This is a genomic window from Streptococcus sanguinis (assembly GCF_008329445.1).
In the GTDB taxonomy this organism is placed as follows: domain Bacteria; phylum Bacillota; class Bacilli; order Lactobacillales; family Streptococcaceae; genus Streptococcus; species Streptococcus sanguinis_O.
Genome location: NZ_VIBR01000004.1, coordinates 208,929 through 231,784 on the forward strand (window position 1 = coordinate 208,929; position 22,856 = coordinate 231,784).

Below are 22,856 nucleotides of genomic sequence, written 5' to 3' on the forward strand. Positions count from 1 at the left end.
CAGTGCAGGATGAAGTTGGTCTAGGAGAATATCATGGTAAAAAATGCTGAGAATATTTTAAAAAGAGTCATTAGGGAACGCCCCCTAGAAAGTCACAAGGGCGATTATGGACGTCTCTTATTGATTGGGGGGACCTATCCTTATGGGGGCGCCATTATCATGGCAGCTTTAGCAGCAGTCAATAGTGGGGCTGGTCTGGTGACTGTTGCTACAGACAGAGAAAATATCGCCCCTCTGCACAGTCATTTACCGGAGGCCATGGCCTTTGACCTAGAGGAGCAAGACCGATTGACAGAGCAGCTGGTTAAATCAGATCTAGTTTTGATTGGTCCTGGCTTGGCGGAGAATCAACTAGGCCTAGATATCCTACAAAAGGTAATCCAGACTGTGGCAGAACAGCAGATACTCATCATGGATGGCGGAGCCATTTCACTCTTTAGCAAGGCAGCTTTGCCATTTCCAAAAGCACAGACAATTTTTACCCCTCACCAGAAGGAGTGGGAAGGTTTATCGGGTTTGAGCTTGTCAGATCAGACAGCGGCAGCCAATCAGGCAGCGGTCAATCAGCTGCCTTTGGGCAATATTGTCGTGCAGAAAAAGCATGGAACGACCATCTATCAAAGTGGACAAGAGCAGGTCTTTGAGCTGAAAGTAGGCGGACCTTACCAGGCAACTGGCGGCATGGGGGATACGCTGGCTGGTATGATTGCTGCTTTTGCGGGTCAGTTCAAGACAAGCAGTCTCTTTGAGCGAGTGGCGGCTGCAACCCTTCTTCATTCCCTCATCGCAGATAAATTGGGTCAGGAAGCTTATGTCGTCCTGCCAACGGCAATCAGCAGAGCCATTCCAAGGTGGATGAAGGAGATGAGTCAGTAGACATTTTCTTGGGTTTTAAGTCAGCTGGGTTTCTTTTGTGGAAGCCCAGTTTTTTTCTTGCTTTCAGGGAATTTTTAGACTTTGTAATCGGTTTTTTATGCAGTTTTTTGTTATAATAAAAGTTACGGAAAAACTAGAAATGAAAGGAAAAGGGCATGCCAGAGTATTTGTCGGTTTCGACCTTGACCAAGTATCTGAAGATGAAGTTTGAGCGGGATCCTTATTTGGAGCGGGTCTATCTGACTGGTCAGGTGTCCAATTTCCGCCGGCGCCCCAATCATCAGTATTTCTCATTGAAAGATGAAAAGGCCGTCATTCAGGTCACGATTTGGTCTGGTATCTACCAGAAGTTGGGCTTTGAGCTGGAAGAAGGCATGAAAATCAATGTCATTGGTCGGGTGCAGCTCTATGAGCCGAGCGGTTCGTATTCTATCATCATTGAAAAAACAGAGCCGGATGGTATCGGTGCCTTGGCTATCCAGTTTGAACAGCTCAAGAAAAAACTGGGAGAAGAAGGGCTTTTTCAAGATAAATTCAAGCAAGCCTTGCCCCAATTTCCTAAGAAAATCGGTGTTGTAACCAGTCCCAGCGGAGCGGTCATCCGAGACATTATCACGACGGTCAGCCGTCGCTTTCCGGGAGTGGAGATTGTCCTTTATCCGACAAAAGTGCAGGGAGATGGTGCTGCAGCTCAGGTTGCTGACCACATCAGACTGGCCAATGAGCGGTCGGATTTGGATGTACTGATTATTGGTCGAGGCGGTGGTTCTATCGAAGATCTCTGGGCTTTCAACGAAGAGGAAACGGTTCGGGCTATTTTTGAGTCTCGGATTCCTGTTATTTCTAGTGTCGGCCATGAGACTGATACGACTTTGGCGGACTTTGTAGCAGATCGCAGGGCTGCGACTCCGACGGCTGCGGCTGAGCTAGCAACACCAGTCACGAAGCTAGACCTACTGGGCCATTTGCAGCAGCAGGAAAACCGCATGTCTCGAGCGATTTCCAATCGCCTGGGCTATTATCGAGAGAGGTTAAATAAACTGACCCAGTCAGTTATCTTCCGACAGCCAGAGCGGCTTTACGATGGCCATCTTCAGAAGTTAGACCAGCTCAACCTGCGACTCAAGCAAAAAATTCGCGAATATTATAGTGAAGAGCAACAGCGGGCCAAAATTTTGCAGCATCGTTTGGAGGCATTGAATCCGCTCAGTCGCGTTCAGCGTTTTCAAGAGCAGACTGCCCAGCTGGAGCGTTTGCTGCGCAGCAACATGGCGGTTATTTATGATAACAAGGTGGCTCAAGTCAGGAGATTGTCCGAGGCCTTGCTTATGCTGGATACCAGTCGAATCGTGGCGCGTGGCTATGCTATTGTCCAAAAGAATCAAAAGGTTGTCGAGTCAAGTGCAGGCATTGAAGAAAAAGATGAGCTGACCCTGCTTATGCGGGATGGGCAGCTGGAAGTAGAGGTAAAACATGTCCAAAGAAAAGAAATTTGAAGAAAACTTAGCAGACTTGGAAGTCATTGTCCAAAAGCTGGAAAATGGTGATGTAGCGCTGGAAGAGGCGATTGCGGAATTTCAAAAGGGAATGAAGCTTTCAAAGGAACTTCAGGCTAGTCTGGACAAGGCAGAAAAGACCTTGGTTAAGGTCATGCAGGCAGACGGCACAGAAACGGAAATGGAATGACAAGAAACGAGAAACTGGGAAAAATTGGTCTGACGATTGAAGATTTTTATAGGTCTCAGCAAGTGTCGTCGGATTTATCAGAAGTTATTTTGTATTCGGTGCAGGCAGGCGGCAAGCGGATTCGTCCCTTATTGCTATTGGAGTTGATTCAAGCTTTTGGTCTTGAGCTGGTTGAGGCCCACTATCAGGTCGCGGCGGCTCTTGAGATGATTCATACTGGCAGCCTTATCCATGATGATTTGCCAGCTATGGATGATGACGACTATCGTCGCGGCCGCTTGACTAGCCATAAGAAGTTTGGAGAGGATATGGCTATTTTGGCAGGTGATTCTCTCTTTTTGGACCCCTATGGACTATTGGCAAGAGCTGAGCTGCCCAGTCAGGTCAAGGTGGACTTGATTTCTGAGTTGTCTCTGGCGGCAGGGAGCTTTGGTATGGTCGCGGGACAAGTTCTGGACATGCAAGGCGAAGGCCAAGCAATTAGTTTAGAAGATTTAAAAACCATCCATGCCAATAAGACTGGAAAACTTCTGACGTATCCTTTTGTCGCAGCTGGTTTGATTGTTCAGGCTCAGCAGTCTGTTCAAGACAAGCTTCGTAGGATTGGAGAGCTCTTGGGCTTGGCCTTTCAAGTGCGGGATGATATTTTGGATGTGACAGCCAGCTTTGAAGAGCTGGGTAAAACCCCGCAGAAAGATTTAGCTGCGGCCAAGTCGACTTATCCAGCCTTTCTGGGACTGGATGGAGCTAAGAACTTTTTCAATCAGACCCTTGATGAAGCTGTGGACATTCTGACAGACTTGGAAGAAAAGACAGAGTTTTCAGGCGGAGAAATTCAAAAGATAATAGAAAGTTTGAGATTGAATGGCTAAGGAAAGAGTAGATGTGCTGGCCTACAGACAAGGGCTCTTTGAGACCAGAGAGCAGGCTAAGCGTGGTGTGATGGCTGGACTAGTCATTGCTGCGGCCAATGGCCAGCGCTTTGACAAGCCAGGTGAAAAGATTGACGCAGCCACAGAGCTGCGCTTAAAAGGTGAGAAACTCAGGTATGTCAGCCGAGGCGGCCTCAAGCTAGAAAAGGCTTTGCAAGTCTTTGATATTTCGGTCACTGATCGAGTGACCTTGGATATCGGAGCTTCGACCGGCGGTTTTACAGATGTCATGCTGCAGCACGGAGCTAAGCTGGTCTATGCAGTAGATGTTGGTACTAATCAGCTGGCTTGGAAGCTCAGACAGGATGAGCGGGTTGTTAGCATGGAGCAGTATAATTTTCGCTATGCCCAAAGGACTGACTTTGAACAGGAGCCGAGCTTTGCCAGTATTGACGTCAGCTTTATATCGCTGAGTTTGATTTTACCAGCTCTGCATGAGATTCTGGCTCGAGATGGCCAAGTGGTCGCCTTGATTAAGCCTCAGTTTGAAGCAGGCCGCGAGCAGATTGGGAAAAAAGGGATTGTCAAGGATAAAAAGGTCCATCTAGCAGTTCTGGAAAAGGTCACAGCATTTATGATGGAGGCTGGCTTTTCTGTTAGGGGACTGGATTTTTCGCCTATTCAGGGCGGTCAGGGCAATGTGGAATTTCTGGCCTATTTAGAAAAGAGTACAGAGCCGAAGCCTCTTAATTCAGCAATGATGACAGCTGTCGTAGAGGCAGCACACAAGGAATTTAAGGATGAATAAGAAGGATAGATTAGAAAAGATTAGACGGTTTGTCAGTGACTATGACATTGGCACACAGGAGGAAATTGTAGAACATCTCAGGGAGTCTGGGATTACAGCGACCCAGGCCACGGTCTCTAGGGATATCAAAGAGTTGGGCATTGTCAAGATACCGCTCAAGGACAACACTTATATCTACGAGCTACCTAAGACCATGACTAGCAGTCTGGGCTTGGCTGAAAATAACATCCTGTCCTGTCAGGTTTTGGGAAATATGATCAATCTCAGTCTGGTACCGGGGAGCACAGCACTGGTCAAGCGCCATCTTAGAAATGAATTTGCTGAGGATATTTTCAGTATCTTGGCAGACAACGACAGTATTTTGATGGTTATGATGACAGAGGAAGCGGCTGCAAAGGTTGCAACCATCATTCACCATTGGTAGGAAAGCCTATGTTATTAGAAATTTCGATTAAAAATTTTGCCATTATTGAGGAGATATCCCTTAATTTTGAGCAAGGAATGACGGTTTTGACCGGGGAAACCGGAGCCGGCAAGTCTATTATTATTGACGCGATGAACATGATGCTGGGCAGCCGTGCTACGACGGATGTTATTCGTCATGGGGCACCCAAAGCTGAGATAGAGGGACTTTTTTCGCTGGAAAATAGCAGAGCTTTGCGAGAGATTTTTGAGGAGCAGGGCTGGGAGTTGACCGACGAGCTGATTATCCGTCGAGAAATTCTGCAAAACGGCCGCAGTGTCAGCCGTATCAATGGCCAGATGGTTAATCTGTCTGTTCTAAAGGCTGTCGGCCAGCATTTGGTGGATATCCATGGCCAGCACGATCAGGAAGAACTGATGAGACCCCAGCTTCATATTGCTATGTTAGACGAGTTTGGAACAGCAGACTTTTTAAATCTCAAAGGCCGCTATCAGGAAACCTTTGACCGCTATCGAAGCCTGCGCAAGCAAGTCCTGACTTTGCAGAAAAATCAGCAGGAGCATAAGGCCAGAATTGAGATGCTGGAGTTTCAGATGGCGGAGATTGAGAGCGCAGCCCTCAAAAGTGGTGAAGATACTGCCCTGCATCAGGAGCGGGATCGCTTGCTCAATCACAAGCTCATTGCCGATACGCTGACGAACGCCTATACCATGCTGGATAATGAAGACTTTTCCAGTCTGACCAATGTCCGCTCAGCTATGAATGACCTTGAGTCTATCGAGGATTACGATCCAGCCTACAAGGAGCTTTCCGGCAGCTTGTCGGAGACTTATTATGTCTTGGAAGATGTCAGCAAGCGCCTAGAGGACATTTTAGATGGACTGGATTTTGACGGAGATCGGCTGCTGCAGGTGGAGAGTCGCTTAGACTTGATTAACAGCATCACACGTAAATACGGCGGTCAGGTAGATGATGTGTTGGATTACTTTGCTCAGATTTCCAAAGAATACAGCCTTTTAACTGGAAGTAACTTGTCCTCAGAGGATATGGACCGAGAGCTGAAGGCCTTGGAGAGAGAGCTGGTAGAGCTGGCCCAGGAGCTTAGTCAGGCTCGTCACGGACTAGCAGCCCAGCTGGAAGCAGAAATCAAGCAAGAGCTGCAGGACCTCTACATGGAGAAGGCGTGCTTTAAAGTGCAGTTCAGTAAGGGCAAGTTCAACCGTGAAGGCAATGAACAAGTAGAGTTTTACATCTCGGCAAATCCAGGCGAGGATTTCAAACCTTTGGTGAAAGTTGCGTCTGGCGGCGAGCTCTCCCGTCTCATGTTGGCAATCAAGTCTGCTTTTTCTCGTAAGGAAGGCAAGACCAGCATTGTCTTTGATGAAGTGGATACGGGTGTTTCTGGCCGAGTGGCTCAGGCTATTGCTCAGAAGATTCACAAGATTGGCTCCAATGGCCAAGTCTTGGCTATTTCCCATCTGCCGCAGGTCATTGCGATTGCCGATTATCAGTTCTTTATTGAGAAGATTTCGGATGAGAATTCGACCGTCTCAACGGTTCGCCTGCTGACGGCTGATGAGCGTGTTCAGGAAGTCGCTAAGATGCTGGCTGGCGAAGATGTGACAGAGGCTGCCTTGACTCAGGCTAGAGAATTATTAAAAAAATAAACAAGCGAGGCTGAGACACTAGTGTTTCGGTCTCCTTTAGAAGGTGGCGCGTATGACAGAATATTTTGCAATCGGTGATGTCCATGGCAAGGCTAGTATGCTAGATGAGCTGCTCCAGCACTGGGACGGTCGTAGCCAACTAGTCTTTCTAGGCGACTTGATAGATCGTGGCGAGGACAGCCGAGCGGTTTTGGAGCGGGTCAAGGATTTAGTGGATCAGAAAGGAGCTATCTGCCTTTCTGGCAATCACGAGTATATGTTTCTGACTTGGCTGGACAATCCTGAAAAGTCTTATGACCACTACCGACGCAATGGCGGAGATACGACGATTAATTCGCTTTTAGGCCGGCCTCTCAATGCTCCTGTATATGGACTAGCAGACGCGGAACATGTCAAGACGGAGGCGGCAGATTTAGTCGACTTTATTCGTCAGATGCCTTTCCTATTGGAGACAGAGCAGTACGTTTTTGTCCATGCTGGCCTAGATTTGGAGCTGAAAGACTGGCGAGAAACCAGTGATTATCAAAAAGTTTGGATTCGCGCTCCTTTTCACGAAGGCAGTAATCAGACTGGCAAAACGATTGTCTTTGGCCATACACCGACATTTTACCTCTTGCATAAGGCACAGGGAACTGATCAGCTATGGATGACTGAGGATGGCAAGATTGGAATGGATGGCGGAGCTGTCTATGGAGGAGTACTCCACGGAGTTGTCTTTGGTCATAATGGCATCATAGAGCAGTACGCCATAAAAAATGATGGTTTGATAGCCGAAGACTGAAAAAGATTGGGATAATCCAATCTTTTTTTGCTGAGTTTCTCTTTGAAAACCAGCTTTTTCCCCAAATTTTCCCCAATAAAGCTAAAAAAGCTGCATGTAAACACTTTTTCATCTAATTTTAAAGAAGCGCAAAAAGATTAAAAAACTAAAACAAGCAGATTAAATTTAGGAAACGCTTGGTCTGAGCTGTGATTTTAGCGAATATTCCCCCACAAAACCATAAAAATTTGGTATAATGTAGTGTAATAATAAGTTAAATTTTAGATACAGAGTAGGAAATCTATGACAAAAATAAAAATCGTAACAGACTCATCCGTAACCATTGAACCGGAGGTTGCTAAGGAATTAGATATTACTATTGTGCCTCTCTCTGTTATGGTGGACGGGGTGGTCTATTCGGATGCAGACCTAGAGGAAGGTGAGTTCCTTCGTCTTATGCAGTCTAGTCGCAATCTTCCTAAAACCAGTCAGCCGCCTGTCGGAGTCTTTGCTGATGTTTTTGAGCGCTTGGCAGAGGATGGAGCACAGATTATCTCCGTTCACATGTCTCATGCCTTGTCGGGAACTGTTGAAGCGGCCCGTCAGGGAGCGACTCTGGCTAATGCTGATGTGACGGTTGTTGACAGCTCTTTTACTGATCAGGCTATGAAGTTCCAGGTTACCGAAGCAGCTAAACTGGCCAAAGAAGGAGCTAGCCTAGAGGAGATTCTAGCCAAAATCGAGGAAGTAAAGGAAAAGACAGAACTCTATATCGGTCTCTCTACCTTAGAAAATCTGGTTAAAGGAGGCCGTATTGGCCGAGTTTCCGGTCTGATTAGCTCCCTGCTCAATATTCGTGTCATCATGCAAATGAAGGACCATCAGCTGGAGCCCATTGTCAAGGGAAGGGGCGCTAAGACCTTTAAGAAATGGCTGGATGATTTGACAGTAAGTCTTCAAAACAAACAAGTAGCTGAAATTGGAATTTCCTATGCAGGCAGTCCAGAATTGGCACTAGAAATGAAGGAAAGTTTACAGCCGTATGTCAAGAAACCTATTTCAGTGCTGGAAACAGGGTCCATTATTCAGACGCATACTGGGGAAAATGCTTGGGCTGTGCTGATTCGTTACGAATAAAACCATAATAATTTAGAAAATAGCGGTTTAGTACTTGACCTGAATGCTTTTTTTAGATATGATAATATTTGTTAGGGTTATTAACCCAGAAAAAATTTGGAGGATTTGTTAAATGGCTAACAAACAAGATTTGATCGCAAAAGTAGCAGAAGCTACAGAATTGACTAAAAAAGATTCAGCAGCAGCAGTTGACGCTGTATTCGCAGCTGTAACTGAGTACCTTTCAAAAGGTGAAAAAGTTCAACTTATCGGTTTTGGTAACTTTGAAGTTCGTGAGCGTGCAGCACGTAAAGGTCGCAACCCACAAACTGGTAAAGAAATCAAAATCGCAGCTTCTAAAGTACCAGCTTTCAAAGCAGGTAAAGCTCTTAAAGACGCTGTAAAATAATTTTGGTTAATAAAGCCTGATACACTTGCCTCTGGCGAGTATGTCAGGTTTTTCTTTTTGCTCTCAATTCTTGAGCTTAATAAAAGATTTAGGTGCTTCGAGAAAGTTGATTTATGAACTTTCTTGGAGTTTTTTCTTTGCAGTAAAGTGAAAGAATTTGTCTCTAAACAAAAGAAAATGATAAGAGATAAACATTTTTAAAGACTTAAAATAAAAAGTTTAAAATTTTAGCAAAAGTGCTTTTAAATCATAGGTGTTTATGATAAAATGAAGGGAGCATTTCTTTTTGTGTAATGATTGCGAGATCATTGAAAAAGTTTAGGAGGTAAGAAATGAAATGGAAACCACTTCAGGGCTCACTGCGCCCTGTTAATCCTTATGGCAGCAAATTTCGCCTGCTGATGGGATTGTTTGTCGTGCTTTTTTCAATCTTTCTACTCCCCATGCAGACATTGTCTGCCTTGGAGGAGCTGAAGGATGGAACGGATTTGTCCAAGTTGAATATTCATAAGTTTGACTTGAATGTTAACAATGTCAGTGTTCTTTCTAAGTCAGAGGCGATTGAACAGGTTCATCTGACTAATCCAAACTATGAGTATCTGGGAGCGGTTTATCCTGGAGAAATGGAAAATTTTACCATTAAGGTAGACAAGTCTCAAAAAGCAGATCAGATCTTTAATAAGCCGCTTTCTCTTAAGTTTTCTAATGTGGGAACAGCTTATGGAAAACAAGTAGATGCCTATCTGACTTTTAATAAGGTAATACTCCACTATCTGAACTCATCTACAGCAGAAGCTCAGATGAATGATGCTCAAAAAAATGCAGTTGAATTTTTCTCTATTTCAGAGTTGTGGGAAAGAAGCGCTTTTGAGATTGGGAATATCCCATATGTGGATGCTGCCCATAATAACATTATGAACAAAGCTTTCTGGGTGGAGGCTGATGTTACAGCAGAGCTACGCTATGCGGATGGTTCGGATACAGATTTGAAGTTGGTTATGAAACCGACTGACATTGATGTAGTTGACGGCTTTGGTCTAAAAGAGTCTTTCTATATTAATGATTATAAAAACGCTGTTGATAAGCGCTTGATGAACAATGCAAATGCTTTGAATCAAACAGATCAGAGCGGTCGGACAATTTGGGAAGCGACGACTTCAACTAGCGGTGCTGCTAATGAAAACAACATCTCTGGTTTGGCCGTTCGTTCTGCAGATAACACATTGAATTTCGGTTATTTATCAACAGAAGCTTGCTCGGCAGTCTTTGGTCTTTATATTGAAAAAGTTGATCCCAAGCCAGTCTTAGAAGTGGATCCAGTTAAGATTCCAGCTAAGGAAGGTCAAGAGGTGACTTATAAGGGAACCTTCAAGATTCCAGTTCCTGGTAAGGATATTTTGGCTACCCCGACTACTATTGAGATGACTGAAACCTTTGATGAGCGTCTGGATTACAAGGAGCTCAAGGTTGAGGCTGGCGGTAATGCCTTGCAGGAAGGTCGTGATTACACGATTGAAAAGAAAGGCCAGACCGTTACGGTCAAGATGACACCGGAGTATGTTAAAGCAAATTCTTCTCAGGATATTGTCATTACCTACAAGACTGCAACTAATCAAAAGGTAGCAGAAAAGGGTGCTGCAACGATTACAAATACAGTGATTTTAAAAGTAGATAATCTTTCAGCACCATCTAATCAAGTTACTACTGACTTGCTCTATGAAAAGAAACATGAATTTGTCAGTGGTACTGCTGGTAAGGAACTCCCGCAGGAAATCAAAGACCTAACACCAGAAACAGAAAAGAATCTGGAGAATGGTACTAAGACCACCCCGACACAACCGGCTAAGACGGAAGTGCAGACGGCAGATGGCACATGGACCTTCAAGTCTTACGACAAGATAGAAGAGACGATTAATGGAGCGGATGCACACTTTGTTGGAACATGGGACTTTACACCAGCGCCAACTTATAAGGTGACCCATGAGTTCGTCAGTGGTACAGCAGGTAAGGAATTGCCACAAGCAGTGAAAGCTTTGCTTCCAAGCGATAAATCTGATTTGGCAGATGGCACCAAGGCTACTCCAACACAACCAGTCAAGACGGAAGTGAAGACCGCTGATGGCACTTGGATCTTCAAGTCTTACGATAAGGCTGAAGAAACTATCAATGGAGCGGACGCTCACTTTGTCGGCACTTGGGACTTTACACCAGCGCCAACCTATAAGGCTACCCACGAGTTTGTTAGTGGTACAGCTGGTAAAGACTTACCACAAGCAGTGAAGGATTTGCTTCCATCCGACAAGCCTGATTTGGCCGACGGTACGAGAGCTACTTCAACGCAGCCAGTGAAGACAGAAGTGAAGACCGCTGATGGCACTTGGACCTTTAAGTCTTACGATAAAGCGGAAGAGACCATCAATGGAGCAGATGTGGAGTTCGTCGGCACTTGGGACTTTACTCCAGCGCCAACCTATAAGGCTACTCACGAATTCGTTAGTGGCACAGCAGGTAAAGAACTGCCACAAGCAGTGAGGGATTTACTTCCAGCCGATAAGCCTGATTTGGCAAATGGCACTAAGGCAACTCCAACCCAGCCATCTAGTACAGAAGTGAAAACCGCCGACGGTACATGGACCTTTAAGTCTTACGACAAGACAGAAGAGACTATCAACGGAGCGGACGCTCACTTTGTTGGTACATGGGAATTCACAGCAACTCCGTCATCAACTTACAAGGCTACATATGAATTTGTCAGCGGCACAGCAGGTAAGGAATTACCGCAAGAAGTGAAAGCTTTCCTTCCAACTGATAAATCTGATTTGGCAGACGGCACTAAGACCACTCCAACGCAGCCAGTGAAGGCAGAAGTTGAAACATCTGATGGCACCTGGAGCTTCCAGTCATATGACAAGAACGAAGCAACTATTAATGGAGCAGATGCTAAATTTGTTGGAACTTGGACATTTGTGGCGAAGCCTAGTCCAGCACTAACCTACAAAGCTACTCATGAGTTCGTCAGTGGCACAGCAGGTAAAGAATTGCCACAAGAAGTGAAAGCTTTGCTTCCAAGAGATAAATCTGATTTGGAAGACGGTAGCAAGACCACTCCAACCCAGCCAGTCAAGACAGAAGTTGAAACATCTGATGGCACCTGGAGCTTCCAGTCATATGACAAGAACGAAGCAACCATTAATGGTGCAGACGCTAAATTTGTTGGAACTTGGACGTTTGCAGCGAAGCCTAGCCCAGCACCAACTTACAAGGCTACACATGAATTTGTCAGTGGCACAGCAGGTAAGGAACTTCCACAAGAAGTGAAAGCTTTGCTTCCAAGAGATAAATCTGATTTGTCAGACGGCACTAAGACCACTCCAACACAACCAGTCAAGACGGAAGTGAAGACAGCAGATGGCAGCTGGAGCTTCCAGTCATATGACAAGAACGAAGCAACTATTAATGGTGCAGATGTTCACTTTGTCGGTACTTGGACTTTTGCAGCTGACTCGACTACGCTTACTGGCAGTGTGATCTGGATTGACAATGATAACGGTGCAGGTCTCCGACCACAGAGTGTCCTTGTTCACTTACTTGCAGATGGACATGATACAGGCATCAGCGTAACTGTTGATGAGGCGATGGGCTGGAAATACAGCTTTGAAAACCTGCCTCGCTTCAAGGATGGAAAAGAAATCGTCTATAGTGTCCGCGAGGACGAAGTGGAAGGCTACAGCAATCAAGCTGAAGGTATGAATGTAACCAATCGCTTGCTTGTAGATGCTCAAGTTAAAGAGATTGGCAAGAAACGAATTCTGCCTAAGACCGGCCAAGATACATCTGTCTGGATGCTGATTCTTGGATTCTTGACTTTTGGAGGAGCAGTTGGCTTGACCAAACGTCAGCGTGACTAAGATTAAGCTTCAGTAAAAAGCTTTGAAAATCTAGAATATATGAAAAGTCTGTTGTCTCAACTTTTGTTGGGAATAACAGGCTTTTTATTTTTCAGGGAAAGATAAGCATTATAAGCAGTCAAATGCTTGAATTTTTCATAAAATTAAAAATAAGCTTGTATTTTTCTAGTAAGTATGGTAAATTATTTTAGTAAAAAATTATACAAAGGAGACTGTTGATGAAGACAAAAACATTAGCAATCGTAAATGGACTTGTTGGACTTATTGGTGGTATTATTCTACTTTTGTGGCCATTCTTCATTTGGGTTATTTATTTTATGCTAGGTGTATTTGACATCCTGAAAATTGCAATCCTAGCTTTGGGAATTGCTGGTATTGTCTACTATAAGGATGACAATCGTGTGGGACCAGCAGGCTCTATCTTGATGATTGTAGGTGGAATTTTTACCTTTAATAACTTCTTGGGCTGGATTGGTGCTATTCTTTCTATCATAGGCGGTTCCCTTTATTTAGCAAGCTTGAAGAGATTCCAAGCATAGAGCGAGGATTGAAAAAATACTAGTTTAAAGCTTGCATTGCCTTAAATGGATAAGCAATCATGCAGAAGCAGGATGATGAACTTTGGTTAGTTGTGTCCTGCTTTTTCTTTTTAGCTTATTTACAATCATTCTTAATAGCCAAGTAAGCCTAGTCATGGTATAATGGTAATGACTTAGATGAGAGGCTATAACGGAGTAAATAATGAAACAAGAACATCAGCATGACTTTGACCAAGTAATTGGCCATTTACGCGCCAAGGGTGTGCGCATTACAGAAACGCGGAAGGCGGTAATTGACTATATTATCCAAAGTCACGACCATCCTAGCGCTGAAATGATATATCAGGACTTAAAGCCCAATTTTCCTAATATGAGTCTGGCAACAGTCTACAATAATCTCAAGGTTCTGATTGATGAAGGCTTTGTCGCTGAGCTCAAGGTTCGCAATGATACGACGACCTACTTTGACTTTATGGGCCATCAGCATCTCAATGTCATCTGTGAAAAATGCGGTCGTATCGCTGATATGGAGCTGGAACTTCCTGATGTGAAGCATGAGGCTGAAGTGCAGACTGGCTACCACATCACCCAAAGCCAAACGACTGTCTATGGTCTATGCCCCCAATGCCAGCAGGAGGCGGTATGACTGCGAGGATGATTAGGAGCTTTTTGGAGCCTAAAGACGAACAAAGTTGTGACTCGCTTCGTAAATTCAATCTGCAACTTCAAAGCAGTACTTGAGCAATCAGCTACTGCGTCAAGATTCTATTTCTAATAAAAAGAAAGGCTAGAATTTATGTCTCTTAGCCTTTTTCTATGTGTTTTAGCGAGGCTTGTTCGCAGGATATCATCTGAGCTAGAGACGTTGATACCTAGTCAAGTACAGCACTTAGCAAGATCAGATATTTTAAGTACAACCCCTTATATACTTATGCTATTATTTTACAGGCCAATTCTCTTTTGATATAATGAAAGCAGAATAAAGCCTTGTACAAAGAGATTCAAAGAGTTCTGAAGGATTTACAATATAGGTAAATTCGTCATAAGTCTGTAGTATCGAAATCTTTAAGGGGTATTACTTTGTGGGTAGGTTAGATTTTTAGGAGGTCTTATGTTCTGGTGGAGAAAGAAATGGCTGGATGAGTTGTCAGACAGTGATGAATCGCCTCTTTTGGAATGCCGTCATCTTCTCTTTGAGGATGAGGCGGGCTATCCTATTTGTCCTTCCTGCGGTCAACTCATAAAAGAGAATTTTCCTAAGAAAGGCGCGGACAAAGCACGTCTGCACCTGATACGGGAGAAGATGCAGCGAGTATGGAGCGTAAGATTTGGAAGGGAATTTTCAGCAGCTTTGTTTGTGATACCAGCTATTTTTCTTCCAGAATTTTTAAGCCGTTGGATTTTAACCACTGGAGATTACGGCTTTTCTAGCTTTTTCATTGCTAGCCGTCATACGCCTACAATGATTAGCTTCACTTATGAAGGCTACATTCCTTTATTCATCTTTTTTATGGGCAAAGAACGCTTTAAACGTTTCTCTACTTTTTCTTTAGGATTTGAGCGTTTTCATAAAATCCTTTATTCTTGGCCTGTTCGGCTTGTTACTTTTATCGCTGTTATTTGCTTTATTAATATTATTATGCCAAAGATTTATGGGGTTGAAGGAGATGTCTTTATAGGTAAACATAGCCAGTTAACTCAGGCCCAGCATGCTAAAGGTGTAGAACTTTTCATCTTTGTCAATATGCTCTCCATATGGATTGTATCTGCCTTACTGCTTATTTATCAGTTGATAGACAGGCGGCGGACTTGGTGGCTCAAGGAAGCTAATGAGGCTTATCTGTCTGGCGGGTGCTAAGGCAAAGGTTTCTGCTAGGAAATACAAAAGCGCTTTCTTGCTGAAAAACGTCTGATTTGACGAAATAGGCTAGCTTTTTAGGCGAAAATTTTGTAAAATAGAATAGATAAACGGGGACTGCCTCGGAAAATAAAAGGAGAATCCATCTAATGGTAAAATTAGTTTTTGCTCGCCACGGTGAGTCTGAATGGAACAAAGCTAACCTTTTCACTGGTTGGGCTGATGTTGACTTGTCTGAAAAAGGTACTCAGCAAGCAATCGACGCTGGTAAACTGATTAAAGAAGCTGGTATCGAGTTTGACCAAGCTTACACTTCAGTTTTGAAGCGTGCGATTAAGACAACTAACCTTGCTTTGGAAGCGGCTGATCAGCTTTGGGTACCAGTTGAAAAATCATGGCGTTTGAACGAGCGTCACTATGGTGGCCTGACTGGTAAAAACAAGGCAGAAGCAGCTGAGCAATTTGGTGATGAACAAGTTCACATCTGGCGTCGTTCATACGATGTATTGCCTCCAGCAATGCCACGTGATGATGAGTACTCAGCACACACTGACCGTCGTTACGCTTCACTTGACGACTCAGTTATTCCAGATGCTGAAAACTTGAAAGTTACGCTTGAGCGTGCCCTTCCATTCTGGGAAGACAAGATTGCTCCAGCTTTAAAAGATGGCAAAAATGTCTTTGTAGGTGCACACGGTAACTCTATCCGTGCCCTTGTGAAGCACATCAAACAATTGTCTGACGATGAAATCATGGACGTGGAAATTCCAAACTTCCCACCATTGGTATTCGAATTTGACGAAAAATTGAATGTAGTAAAAGAATACTACCTTGGAAAATAAGTTTAAAGGAATCTGAGATTATTCTCAGGTTCTTTGCTTTTCCAGAGAGGAAAAACGAGGCTTGCTGGAAGCCTAGCTAGTAAGTCTTTTCTGTTCAGCAGTTTGACAGACTTCCTCTTAACTCGTCCACATTTTCAGATTTTCTATCAGTTTTGAAACATTCATCAAGCTGGATTTATGGTAAAATAAAGGTCAGAACTTTTACTAGAATGAGAGAGAAAATGGCAAGGAAGAAGAGAAAATTTGACAGTCATTCCATCACCAGAAGACTTTATCTGCTGTTTGGAATCGTGATGTTTTTGTTTTTAGCCTTGATTGCTCGTCTGGGCTATATGCAGGTGGTCAATCAGGACTTTTATACGGATAAGTTGGCCAAGGCCAGCAAGACCAAGATTACCACTAGCTCAGTGCGTGGGCAGATTTATGATGCTACCGGCAAGCCCTTGGTGGAAAATACGACCAAGCAGGTGGTGACCTATACACGGGATAATCGTCTGACGGCTGGTGAGATTCGAGCGACAGCTCAAAAGCTTTTGACCTATGTCAGTGTCAGCGATACAGAGGTGACAGATCGCCAAGAGGTGGACTATTATTTGGCGGACAGCGCAGTCTATCAGGAAGTGGTGGAAAAACTGCCCAAGGACAAGAAATTTGATACAGACGGCAACCGCTTGCCTGAGTCCAAAATCTATAAAGCGGCAGCTGAGAGCATTGACCCTAAGCAGCTGGGCTATACGGATGAGGAAAAGAAGGCCATCGTTCTCTTTAGTCAGATGAATGCCATTTCCAACTTTGCGACGGGAACCATCCAGACAGATCCGCTGACAACAGAGCAGGTGGCTGTACTGGCTTCCAGCAGCAAAGAGCTGCCAGGTATCAGTGTTTCAACGGGCTGGGATCGCAAAGTCTTGGATACCTCGCTGGCTTCTATCGTGGGTAATATCTCGACAGAAAAGACTGGACTTCCGGCTGAGGAAGTGGATGATTACCTGAAAAAAGGCTACTCTCTCAATGACCGGGTGGGGACCTCCTATCTGGAAAAGCAATATGAGTCAGTCTTGCAAGGCAAGCGAGCTGAGAAGGAGATTCATCTAGATAAAAATGGTAATATGGAGAGTGTGGAAAATATCTCTGACGGCAGTAAGGGCGACAATCTCAAGCTGACGGTAGACTTGAGCTTCCAGCAGGGAGTGGAGGACATTCTCAAAAATGCCTTTAATGCGGAGTTGGCTAGTGGCAATGCGACTTACTCTGAGGGTGTCTATGCCGTAGCTATGGATCCCAATACTGGCGCCGTCTTGGCTATGGCAGGCATCCGGCACGACCTGGAAACAGGAGAAAGCTCAATCGATGCTCTGGGGACCATGACTAATGTCTTTGTTCCGGGATCTGTTGTCAAGGCTGCAACATTGACCTCGGGCTGGGAGAATAATGCCATTAGCGGCAACCAAGTCCTGACAGACCAGCCGATTAGCTTTGGCGGTACAGACAGTATAACTTCTTGGTTCACCCAGTATGGTTCACGTGCTATCACAGCCCAAGAGGCCTTGGAATACTCTTCCAATACCTATATGGTGCAGGTGGCGCTGAAGATGATGGGAACGCCTTACTCAGCGGATATGAAGCTGGATTTTGATGAGCTGGATTCGTCCATGAAAAAGCTGCGGTCGACTTTTGCGGAGTATGGTCTGGGCACTTCGACAGGGATTGATTTGCCAAATGAGTCCACAGGCTATCTTCCAGACAAGTTTACCTTTGCCAACTATTTGACCAATTCGTTCGGCCAGTTTGACAACTATACAACGCTTCAGCTGGCCCAGTATGCCTCAACAGTAGCTAATAATGGCAAGCGTGTGGCTCCGCATATCGTTGAAGGCATTTACGGCAACAGTGACCAAGGAGGACTAGGTGATTTGGTGCAGAAAATTGATACCAAGGAGCTGAACCAGGTCAATATCTCTGACGAGGATATGAGCATTATCAAGCAAGGCTTCTATCAAGTGGTTCATGGCAGCAGTGGCTTTACGACTGGTCGAACCATTTCCCAGGGAGAGAGCGTGCCAATCAGTGCCAAGACTGGTACGGCTGAGACCTTTGTGGACAAGGGCAAGAAAGAAGCCATCAATACCAATGTCGTGTCCTATGCACCGAGTGAGAAGCCGCAGATTGCGGTGGCGGTGGTGTTCCCTCACAATACGAACCTATCTTCTACTGTCAGCCACAGTATCACTCGCGATATTATCAATCTTTACAACCAACAACACCCTATGAATTAGTGCTTAATGAAAATCATCAGCAAACGGAGAAAGCTAAGAGCTGTCAGTGCTCAAGTAGAGTAATCTGGTTTGAGGAGATTTTTTGAGAATAGAGAAAGGATTTTATGCTTTACCCAACTCCTATTGCCAAGCTGATTGACAGTTTTTCAAAGCTGCCCGGCATTGGCGTCAAAACAGCCACTCGACTGGCTTTTTACACCATTGGCATGAGCGATGACGATGTCAATGAATTTGCCAAGAATCTGCTGGCTGCTAAGCGTGAGCTGAGCTACTGCTCTGTCTGCGGCAACCTGACGGATGAAGATCCTTGTGCTATCTGCCAAGACCAGTCGCGCGATCAATCGACTATTTTGATCGTTGAGGACAGTCGGGATGTATCTGCCATGGAAAATATTCAGGAATACCACGGACTTTATCATGTCTTGCATGGCTTGATTTCACCTATGAATGGCGTTGGACCGGATGACATCAATCTCAAGAGTCTGATTACTCGTTTGATGGATAGTGAAGTGACGGAAGTTATCGTCGCGACCAATGCGACTGCGGATGGCGAAGCGACTTCCATGTATATCTCACGGGTTTTGAAGCCCGCTGGGATTAAGGTGACTCGTCTAGCGCGTGGTTTGGCGGTTGGCTCCGACATTGAATATGCGGACGAGGTTACGCTGATTCGCGCTATCGAAAATCGGACGGAATTATAAACATCAAGGATTTTTCTGGCTCTAGCTGGCTGGAAGAGTCCTTTTTTCTGTTCAAAAATGCTGGGAATTGTGATATACTAAAACGGACTGATACAGAAGCTCCTGCTTAGAAGAATCGACTAGCTAGGTAGATGCAAAACCAAGCTTTTGAACTTGATTCTTCTCGGGCTGGCAGCTTTTGTAAATTGTACTATTTTTAGAAAATGATAGGAAAAATCATGGCAAAACTAAGATTGATTTTATTGTATGGCGGACGCAGTGCAGAGCGGGAAGTTTCGGTTTTATCAGCTGAGAGCGTCATGCGGGCTGTCAATTATGATAGATTCTCGGTGAAGACTTACTTCATCACCAAGGACGGAGATTTTATCCAAACTCAGGAATTTGAAGCAACGCCGGCGGCTGATGAGAAGTTGATGACTAATGCCACGGTGGACATGTCTCGGAAGATTAAGCCTAGCGACATTTACGAAGAAGGAGCAGTGGTCTTTCCAGTCTTGCATGGTCCTATGGGCGAAGATGGTTCTATTCAAGGTTTCCTAGAAGTACTCAAAATGCCTTATGTCGGCTGTAATATTTTGTCTTCTAGCCTAGCCATGGATAAAATCACGACCAAGCGAGTGCTGGAATCGGCAGGCATTGCCCAAGTGCCTTATGTGGCGCTGGTCGATGGAGAGGATCTAGAGCAAAAAATCCAGGAAATCGAGGAGAAATTGACCTATCCAGTCTTCACCAAACCTTCCAATATGGGCTCCAGTGTCGGCATTTCTAAATCGGAGAACCGAGCAGAACTGCGTGCTTCTCTGGACCTGGCTTTCAAATATGACAGCCGGGTACTGGTCGAACAAGGAGTGACGGCTCGCGAGATTGAGGTTGGGCTTCTGGGCAATGTTGATGTCAAGAGTACCCTGCCCGGAGAAGTGGTCAAGGACGTGGCTTTCTATGACTACGAAGCCAAATACATTGATAATAAAATTACCATGGATATTCCGGCCAAGATTCCAGAAGAAGTGGTGAGCCTGATGCGTCAAAATGCAGAGGCCGCTTTCCGAGCTCTGGGCGGTCTGGGGCTGTCCCGCTGTGATTTCTTCTATGCAGAAGATGGTCAGGTCTTCCTTAATGAGCTCAATACCATGCCAGGTTTTACCCAGTGGTCTATGTATCCATTGCTTTGGGAAAATATGGGGCTGGCCTATCCTGACTTGATTGAGAAACTAGTTGGCCTAGCTGAAGAGGCATTTGCTAAGAGAGAGGCGCATCTTCTCTAAAATATGATATAATAGAGGGGCTGAAAATTTTCGGTCCTTTCTTTTTGCGAGCAAACCGAAAAACGAGGAAGAAGTATGAAATTATATTTATATGAAATCGCAGAAGTCCTATCTGCGAAAAATGATGTGACTCAGTTTGAAAATGTCGCGCTTAGAAATGCGGAGTTTGACAGCCGCTTGATTGAGTCGGGTGATCTTTTTGTGCCACTTAAGGGCGCGCGTGACGGCCATGACTTTATCCCAACAGCCTTTGCTCAGGGAGCGGCCGCTACCCTATCTGAGCGTCCAGTGACAGAGGGGGCTTATCTCTTGGTCGATGATGTCCTGACAGCCTTTCAGCGCTTGGCCCAGTATTATCTGGAAAAGATGCAGGTGGATGTGCTGGCAGTGACAGGTTCCAACGGCAAAACGACAACCAAGGATATGATGGCTCAACTACTAGCAACCACTTACAAGACCTATAAGACCCAGGGCAATTACAACAATGAAATCGGTCTGCCTTATACGGTTCTTCATATGCCTGAGGACACAGAGAAACTTGTCTTAGAAATGGGGCAGGACCACTTGGGGGATATCCATCTCCTGTCTGAACTTGCCAAACCTAAGACGGGCATTGTAACTCTGGTCGGAGAAGCCCATCTGGAATTTTTTGGCAGCCGAGCTGAGATTGCCCAAGGCAAGATGCAGATTGCGGACGGTTTGAAAAAAGATGGCCTCTTGATTGTTCCGGCAGATAAGATTGTCAATGAATTTCTGCCAGCAGACTGCAAACTAGTTCGCTTTGGTCCTGATGCGGATATCTTCCTGACGTGTCTGGAAGAGCGCAAGGACAGCTTGAGCTTTGAATGTAACTTTTTAGAGCAAAGGATTGACCTGCCTGTGACCGGCAAGTACAATGCAACCAACGCTATGATTGCAGCCTATGCGGCTCTGCAGGAGGGGGTATCTGAGGTGGCTATTGCTCAAGCCTTTTCTGAGCTAGAGCTGACCCGCAATCGAACGGAGTGGAAGAAAGCTGGTAATGGCGCAGATATCCTATCGGATGTCTACAATGCCAATCCAACAGCCATGCGCTTGATTCTTGAGACCTTCTCGACCATTCCGGCTAATCCAGGCGGACGAAAATTAGCGGTGCTGGCGGATATGAAAGAGCTGGGAGCGGACTCTAAGTCCATGCATGGCTCTATGATTACCAGCCTCAATCCAGAAATTGTGACCGACCTTTTCCTTTATGGACAGGACATGGAAGCTCTCTATGACTATGCCAAGGAGATTTACCCGCTAGGCAAGGTCCATTACTTTATCAAAAATGACGAGAAAGACCAGTTTGAACAGCTGACCAAAGCTGTCAGAGAGAAGCTTACTCCTGCCGACCAAATCCTTCTCAAAGGCAGCAATTCCATGAATCTGGCTAAGCTGGTAGAGGACTTGGAAGATGGAAACTAAAGAAATTGCAAAAACCATTCAACGTCTCCTTTCTATTACAGAGACTGGACTGGCATTTAGTCGTGATGAATTTGATCGAGAGCGTTACTTAGAACTCCGTCAGCTTTTGGGACACCTTCTGGCTGATTGGTCAGATTTGGATGGGAAAGAATTGGCAGAGCTGTTGCGCCCAACGGATTTTTATGCCACTCCCTTGATTGATGTCCGCGCCTTACTGGTTCGAGACGGAAAAGTCTGTTTAGTCAAGGGTAAAAATGAGAAAACTTGGGCTTTACCAGGCGGCTTTTGTGAAGTCGGCCTATCTCCTAAGGAAAATATCGTCAAGGAAGTCCAAGAAGAAACGGGATTTAATGTTTCAGTTTCTCGTCTGCTTGCAATTTTTGATACTAATAAATTTCAATTTCAGAGTAAGCAATATGCTAAACTGGTCTTCGAGTGTCAGATAGAGGATGGAGATTTTCAGCCTAATACAGAAATAGAAGAGTTAGCTTTCTTTGATATCCAATCTTTACCAGAATTATCTTCTAAACGGACGACAAAAGAACAGTTGAAAATCCTTTGGGAGATTTATCAAGGAGATAGGGAACAGTATTTGGATTAGTGAAGTAAGTTTCTGGGGATGCTTTTTGTCTGAAAAAGCTAGAAATTATTGCAACAACAGGCAGACTGAGTCTTGTTCAAACCTTATATTAGAATGGAACCTAGGAGATGGGAATAAGAGATATGTTTACAACCTATAAAACCGAACCGCCTCAACTGGGACTTTGGTATTTTGTTCTTTTGGGGCTGGTCTTTGCGATTATCTGGCTTTCCTATCGCTACTACAATCGGAAGCCTTACCAGCAGCTATTTGTCGGGATGCAAGCTTGTCAGCTGATAGGCCTCTACTCTTGGTATATGCTGACTGCTGCCCCGCTGTCAGAGAGTCTGCCTTTTTATCATTGTAGAATGGCCATGTTTGCCTTGATGTTTCTGCCTAATCGCTCAGTGTATAAATTCTATTTTGCTCTTTTGGGGACTTTTGGCTCGATTGTAGCCTTTATTTATCCGATTTTTGATCCTTATCCTTTTCCCCATATCACTATTTTGTCCTTTATCATCGGCCATCTAGCGCTCTTGGGAAATTGTTTGATTTATCTTTTCAGATATTATCATACTTTCTCTATGAGCTGGCAGCGAGTGGTGTGGACGACCTTTCTGATGAATGCTTTTTTGTTTGTTATCAATATGTTGACAAAGGGTTCTTATGGATTTCTTACAGATCCGCCGCTTGTTGGCAATCACGGACTCCTGCTCAATTATCTGCTTGTCTCAATTGTCTTAAGTGCAGCAGTTTGCTTGGTTTCTGACATTTTTAAGCGCGTGGAGCAGACCAAGACAGTCACTCTAACCTAATCATCTCA

21 protein-coding genes and 1 pseudogene are annotated in these 22,856 nt (G+C 44.8%); all 22 read left to right on the top strand.

Annotated elements, in window-relative coordinates:
* Positions 1-33 precede the first annotated feature (33 nt).
* The 22 genes and pseudogenes from FKX92_RS09900 to FKX92_RS10005 all read left to right on the top strand — a co-directional run bounded on the left by FKX92_RS09900 (position 34) and on the right by FKX92_RS10005 (position 22,848).
* On the top strand, positions 34-876 hold the full coding sequence (locus FKX92_RS09900; protein WP_149566214.1) for an NAD(P)H-hydrate dehydratase: 843 nt from the start codon (positions 34-36) through the stop codon (positions 874-876).
* A pseudogene (locus FKX92_RS12205) lies at positions 852-1,087 on the top strand (initiator RepB protein). Before FKX92_RS09900 ends, FKX92_RS12205 begins: the two are co-directional and overlap by 25 nt.
* Positions 1,032-2,372 carry an exodeoxyribonuclease VII large subunit gene (gene xseA / locus FKX92_RS09910; RefSeq protein WP_149566215.1) on the top strand — a complete coding sequence of 447 codons (1,341 nt, stop codon included), beginning with the start codon at positions 1,032-1,034 and terminating at the stop codon, positions 2,370-2,372. Before FKX92_RS12205 ends, xseA begins: the two are co-directional and overlap by 56 nt.
* The gene (locus FKX92_RS09915) at positions 2,350-2,562 is read left to right on the top strand and encodes an exodeoxyribonuclease VII small subunit (RefSeq protein WP_002896137.1); all 213 of its coding nucleotides are present in this window, start codon (positions 2,350-2,352) and stop codon (positions 2,560-2,562) included. Before xseA ends, FKX92_RS09915 begins: the two co-directional genes overlap by 23 nt.
* On the top strand, positions 2,559-3,434 hold the full coding sequence (locus tag FKX92_RS09920) for a polyprenyl synthetase family protein (protein WP_149566216.1): 876 nt from the start codon (positions 2,559-2,561) through the stop codon (positions 3,432-3,434). Before FKX92_RS09915 ends, FKX92_RS09920 begins: the two co-directional genes overlap by 4 nt.
* On the top strand, positions 3,427-4,242 hold the full coding sequence (locus FKX92_RS09925; RefSeq protein ID WP_149566217.1) for a TlyA family RNA methyltransferase: 816 nt from the start codon (positions 3,427-3,429) through the stop codon (positions 4,240-4,242). Before FKX92_RS09920 ends, FKX92_RS09925 begins: the two co-directional genes overlap by 8 nt.
* The gene (locus FKX92_RS09930; protein ID WP_002900885.1) at positions 4,235-4,666 is read left to right on the top strand and encodes an arginine repressor; all 432 of its coding nucleotides are present in this window, start codon (positions 4,235-4,237) and stop codon (positions 4,664-4,666) included. Before FKX92_RS09925 ends, FKX92_RS09930 begins: the two co-directional genes overlap by 8 nt.
* A gap of 8 nt (positions 4,667-4,674) precedes the next feature.
* A complete protein-coding gene (gene recN, locus FKX92_RS09935; protein ID WP_149566218.1) occupies positions 4,675-6,333 on the top strand; it encodes a DNA repair protein RecN in 1,659 nt (552 codons plus the stop codon).
* A gap of 52 nt (positions 6,334-6,385) precedes the next feature.
* Positions 6,386-7,114, top strand: coding sequence for a metallophosphoesterase (locus FKX92_RS09940; RefSeq protein WP_149566219.1), 729 nt, complete (start codon positions 6,386-6,388; stop codon positions 7,112-7,114).
* Positions 7,115-7,396: 282 nt separating this feature from the next.
* The gene (locus FKX92_RS09945; protein WP_004191928.1) at positions 7,397-8,230 is read left to right on the top strand and encodes a DegV family protein; all 834 of its coding nucleotides are present in this window, start codon (positions 7,397-7,399) and stop codon (positions 8,228-8,230) included.
* Between the two features lie 112 nt (positions 8,231-8,342).
* Positions 8,343-8,618, top strand: coding sequence for an HU family DNA-binding protein (locus FKX92_RS09950; RefSeq protein ID WP_002896125.1), 276 nt, complete (start codon positions 8,343-8,345; stop codon positions 8,616-8,618).
* 332 nt (positions 8,619-8,950) lie between these two features.
* The gene (locus FKX92_RS09955; RefSeq protein ID WP_149566220.1) at positions 8,951-12,526 is read left to right on the top strand and encodes an LPXTG-anchored SHIRT domain periscope protein; all 3,576 of its coding nucleotides are present in this window, start codon (positions 8,951-8,953) and stop codon (positions 12,524-12,526) included.
* Between the two features lie 218 nt (positions 12,527-12,744).
* Positions 12,745-13,065, top strand: coding sequence for a hypothetical protein (locus FKX92_RS09960; RefSeq protein ID WP_149566221.1), 321 nt, complete (start codon positions 12,745-12,747; stop codon positions 13,063-13,065).
* Positions 13,066-13,267: 202 nt separating this feature from the next.
* The gene (locus tag FKX92_RS09965) at positions 13,268-13,711 is read left to right on the top strand and encodes a Fur family transcriptional regulator (protein ID WP_002896119.1); all 444 of its coding nucleotides are present in this window, start codon (positions 13,268-13,270) and stop codon (positions 13,709-13,711) included.
* 465 nt (positions 13,712-14,176) lie between these two features.
* Positions 14,177-14,923: a hypothetical protein gene (locus FKX92_RS09970; RefSeq protein WP_002921900.1), complete on the top strand. Its 747-nt coding sequence runs from the start codon at positions 14,177-14,179 to the stop codon at positions 14,921-14,923.
* Between the two features lie 149 nt (positions 14,924-15,072).
* Positions 15,073-15,765 (top strand): phosphoglycerate mutase, encoded by a 693-nt coding sequence (locus FKX92_RS09975; RefSeq protein WP_002896114.1) that lies wholly within the window; start codon positions 15,073-15,075, stop codon positions 15,763-15,765.
* Positions 15,766-15,974: 209 nt separating this feature from the next.
* Entirely contained in the window at positions 15,975-18,041 is a 2,067-nt protein-coding gene (gene pbp2b / locus FKX92_RS09980; protein ID WP_149566222.1) for a penicillin-binding protein PBP2B, read from the top strand.
* A gap of 104 nt (positions 18,042-18,145) precedes the next feature.
* The gene (gene recR, locus FKX92_RS09985; RefSeq protein WP_002900872.1) at positions 18,146-18,742 is read left to right on the top strand and encodes a recombination mediator RecR; all 597 of its coding nucleotides are present in this window, start codon (positions 18,146-18,148) and stop codon (positions 18,740-18,742) included.
* 218 nt (positions 18,743-18,960) lie between these two features.
* Entirely contained in the window at positions 18,961-20,007 is a 1,047-nt protein-coding gene (locus FKX92_RS09990; protein WP_187759421.1) for a D-alanine--D-alanine ligase, read from the top strand.
* Positions 20,008-20,082: 75 nt separating this feature from the next.
* Positions 20,083-21,453 (top strand): UDP-N-acetylmuramoyl-tripeptide--D-alanyl-D-alanine ligase, encoded by a 1,371-nt coding sequence (locus FKX92_RS09995; protein ID WP_149566224.1) that lies wholly within the window; start codon positions 20,083-20,085, stop codon positions 21,451-21,453.
* The gene (locus FKX92_RS10000; RefSeq protein ID WP_149566225.1) at positions 21,443-22,054 is read left to right on the top strand and encodes an NUDIX hydrolase N-terminal domain-containing protein; all 612 of its coding nucleotides are present in this window, start codon (positions 21,443-21,445) and stop codon (positions 22,052-22,054) included. Before FKX92_RS09995 ends, FKX92_RS10000 begins: the two co-directional genes overlap by 11 nt.
* Positions 22,055-22,161: 107 nt before the next feature.
* Positions 22,162-22,848 carry a YwaF family protein gene (locus FKX92_RS10005; RefSeq protein ID WP_149566226.1) on the top strand — a complete coding sequence of 229 codons (687 nt, stop codon included), beginning with the start codon at positions 22,162-22,164 and terminating at the stop codon, positions 22,846-22,848.
* Positions 22,849-22,856 lie beyond the last annotated feature (8 nt).

What these genes read in the sequence shown, in the direction of transcription:
- recR (WP_002900872.1), top strand. Translation starts at nt 18,146, where the DNA reads ATGCTTTACCCAACTCCTATTGCCAAGCTGATTGACAGTTTTTCAAAG.
- FKX92_RS09990 (WP_187759421.1), top strand. Translation starts at nt 18,961, where the DNA reads ATGGCAAAACTAAGATTGATTTTATTGTATGGCGGACGCAGTGCAGAG.
- FKX92_RS09945 (WP_004191928.1), top strand. Translation starts at nt 7,397, where the DNA reads ATGACAAAAATAAAAATCGTAACAGACTCATCCGTAACCATTGAACCG.
- FKX92_RS10005 (WP_149566226.1), top strand. Translation starts at nt 22,162, where the DNA reads ATGGGAATAAGAGATATGTTTACAACCTATAAAACCGAACCGCCTCAA.
- FKX92_RS09960 (WP_149566221.1), top strand. Translation starts at nt 12,745, where the DNA reads ATGAAGACAAAAACATTAGCAATCGTAAATGGACTTGTTGGACTTATT.
- recN (WP_149566218.1), top strand. Translation starts at nt 4,675, where the DNA reads ATGTTATTAGAAATTTCGATTAAAAATTTTGCCATTATTGAGGAGATA.
- pbp2b (WP_149566222.1), top strand. Translation starts at nt 15,975, where the DNA reads ATGAGAGAGAAAATGGCAAGGAAGAAGAGAAAATTTGACAGTCATTCC.
- FKX92_RS09955 (WP_149566220.1), top strand. Translation starts at nt 8,951, where the DNA reads ATGAAATGGAAACCACTTCAGGGCTCACTGCGCCCTGTTAATCCTTAT.
- xseA (WP_149566215.1), top strand. Translation starts at nt 1,032, where the DNA reads ATGCCAGAGTATTTGTCGGTTTCGACCTTGACCAAGTATCTGAAGATG.
- FKX92_RS09920 (WP_149566216.1), top strand. Translation starts at nt 2,559, where the DNA reads ATGACAAGAAACGAGAAACTGGGAAAAATTGGTCTGACGATTGAAGAT.
- FKX92_RS09915 (WP_002896137.1), top strand. Translation starts at nt 2,350, where the DNA reads ATGTCCAAAGAAAAGAAATTTGAAGAAAACTTAGCAGACTTGGAAGTC.
- FKX92_RS09930 (WP_002900885.1), top strand. Translation starts at nt 4,235, where the DNA reads ATGAATAAGAAGGATAGATTAGAAAAGATTAGACGGTTTGTCAGTGAC.
- FKX92_RS09975 (WP_002896114.1), top strand. Translation starts at nt 15,073, where the DNA reads ATGGTAAAATTAGTTTTTGCTCGCCACGGTGAGTCTGAATGGAACAAA.
- FKX92_RS09965 (WP_002896119.1), top strand. Translation starts at nt 13,268, where the DNA reads ATGAAACAAGAACATCAGCATGACTTTGACCAAGTAATTGGCCATTTA.
- FKX92_RS09900 (WP_149566214.1), top strand. Translation starts at nt 34, where the DNA reads ATGGTAAAAAATGCTGAGAATATTTTAAAAAGAGTCATTAGGGAACGC.
- FKX92_RS09970 (WP_002921900.1), top strand. Translation starts at nt 14,177, where the DNA reads ATGTTCTGGTGGAGAAAGAAATGGCTGGATGAGTTGTCAGACAGTGAT.
- FKX92_RS09925 (WP_149566217.1), top strand. Translation starts at nt 3,427, where the DNA reads ATGGCTAAGGAAAGAGTAGATGTGCTGGCCTACAGACAAGGGCTCTTT.
- FKX92_RS10000 (WP_149566225.1), top strand. Translation starts at nt 21,443, where the DNA reads ATGGAAACTAAAGAAATTGCAAAAACCATTCAACGTCTCCTTTCTATT.
- FKX92_RS09995 (WP_149566224.1), top strand. Translation starts at nt 20,083, where the DNA reads ATGAAATTATATTTATATGAAATCGCAGAAGTCCTATCTGCGAAAAAT.
- FKX92_RS09940 (WP_149566219.1), top strand. Translation starts at nt 6,386, where the DNA reads ATGACAGAATATTTTGCAATCGGTGATGTCCATGGCAAGGCTAGTATG.
- FKX92_RS09950 (WP_002896125.1), top strand. Translation starts at nt 8,343, where the DNA reads ATGGCTAACAAACAAGATTTGATCGCAAAAGTAGCAGAAGCTACAGAA.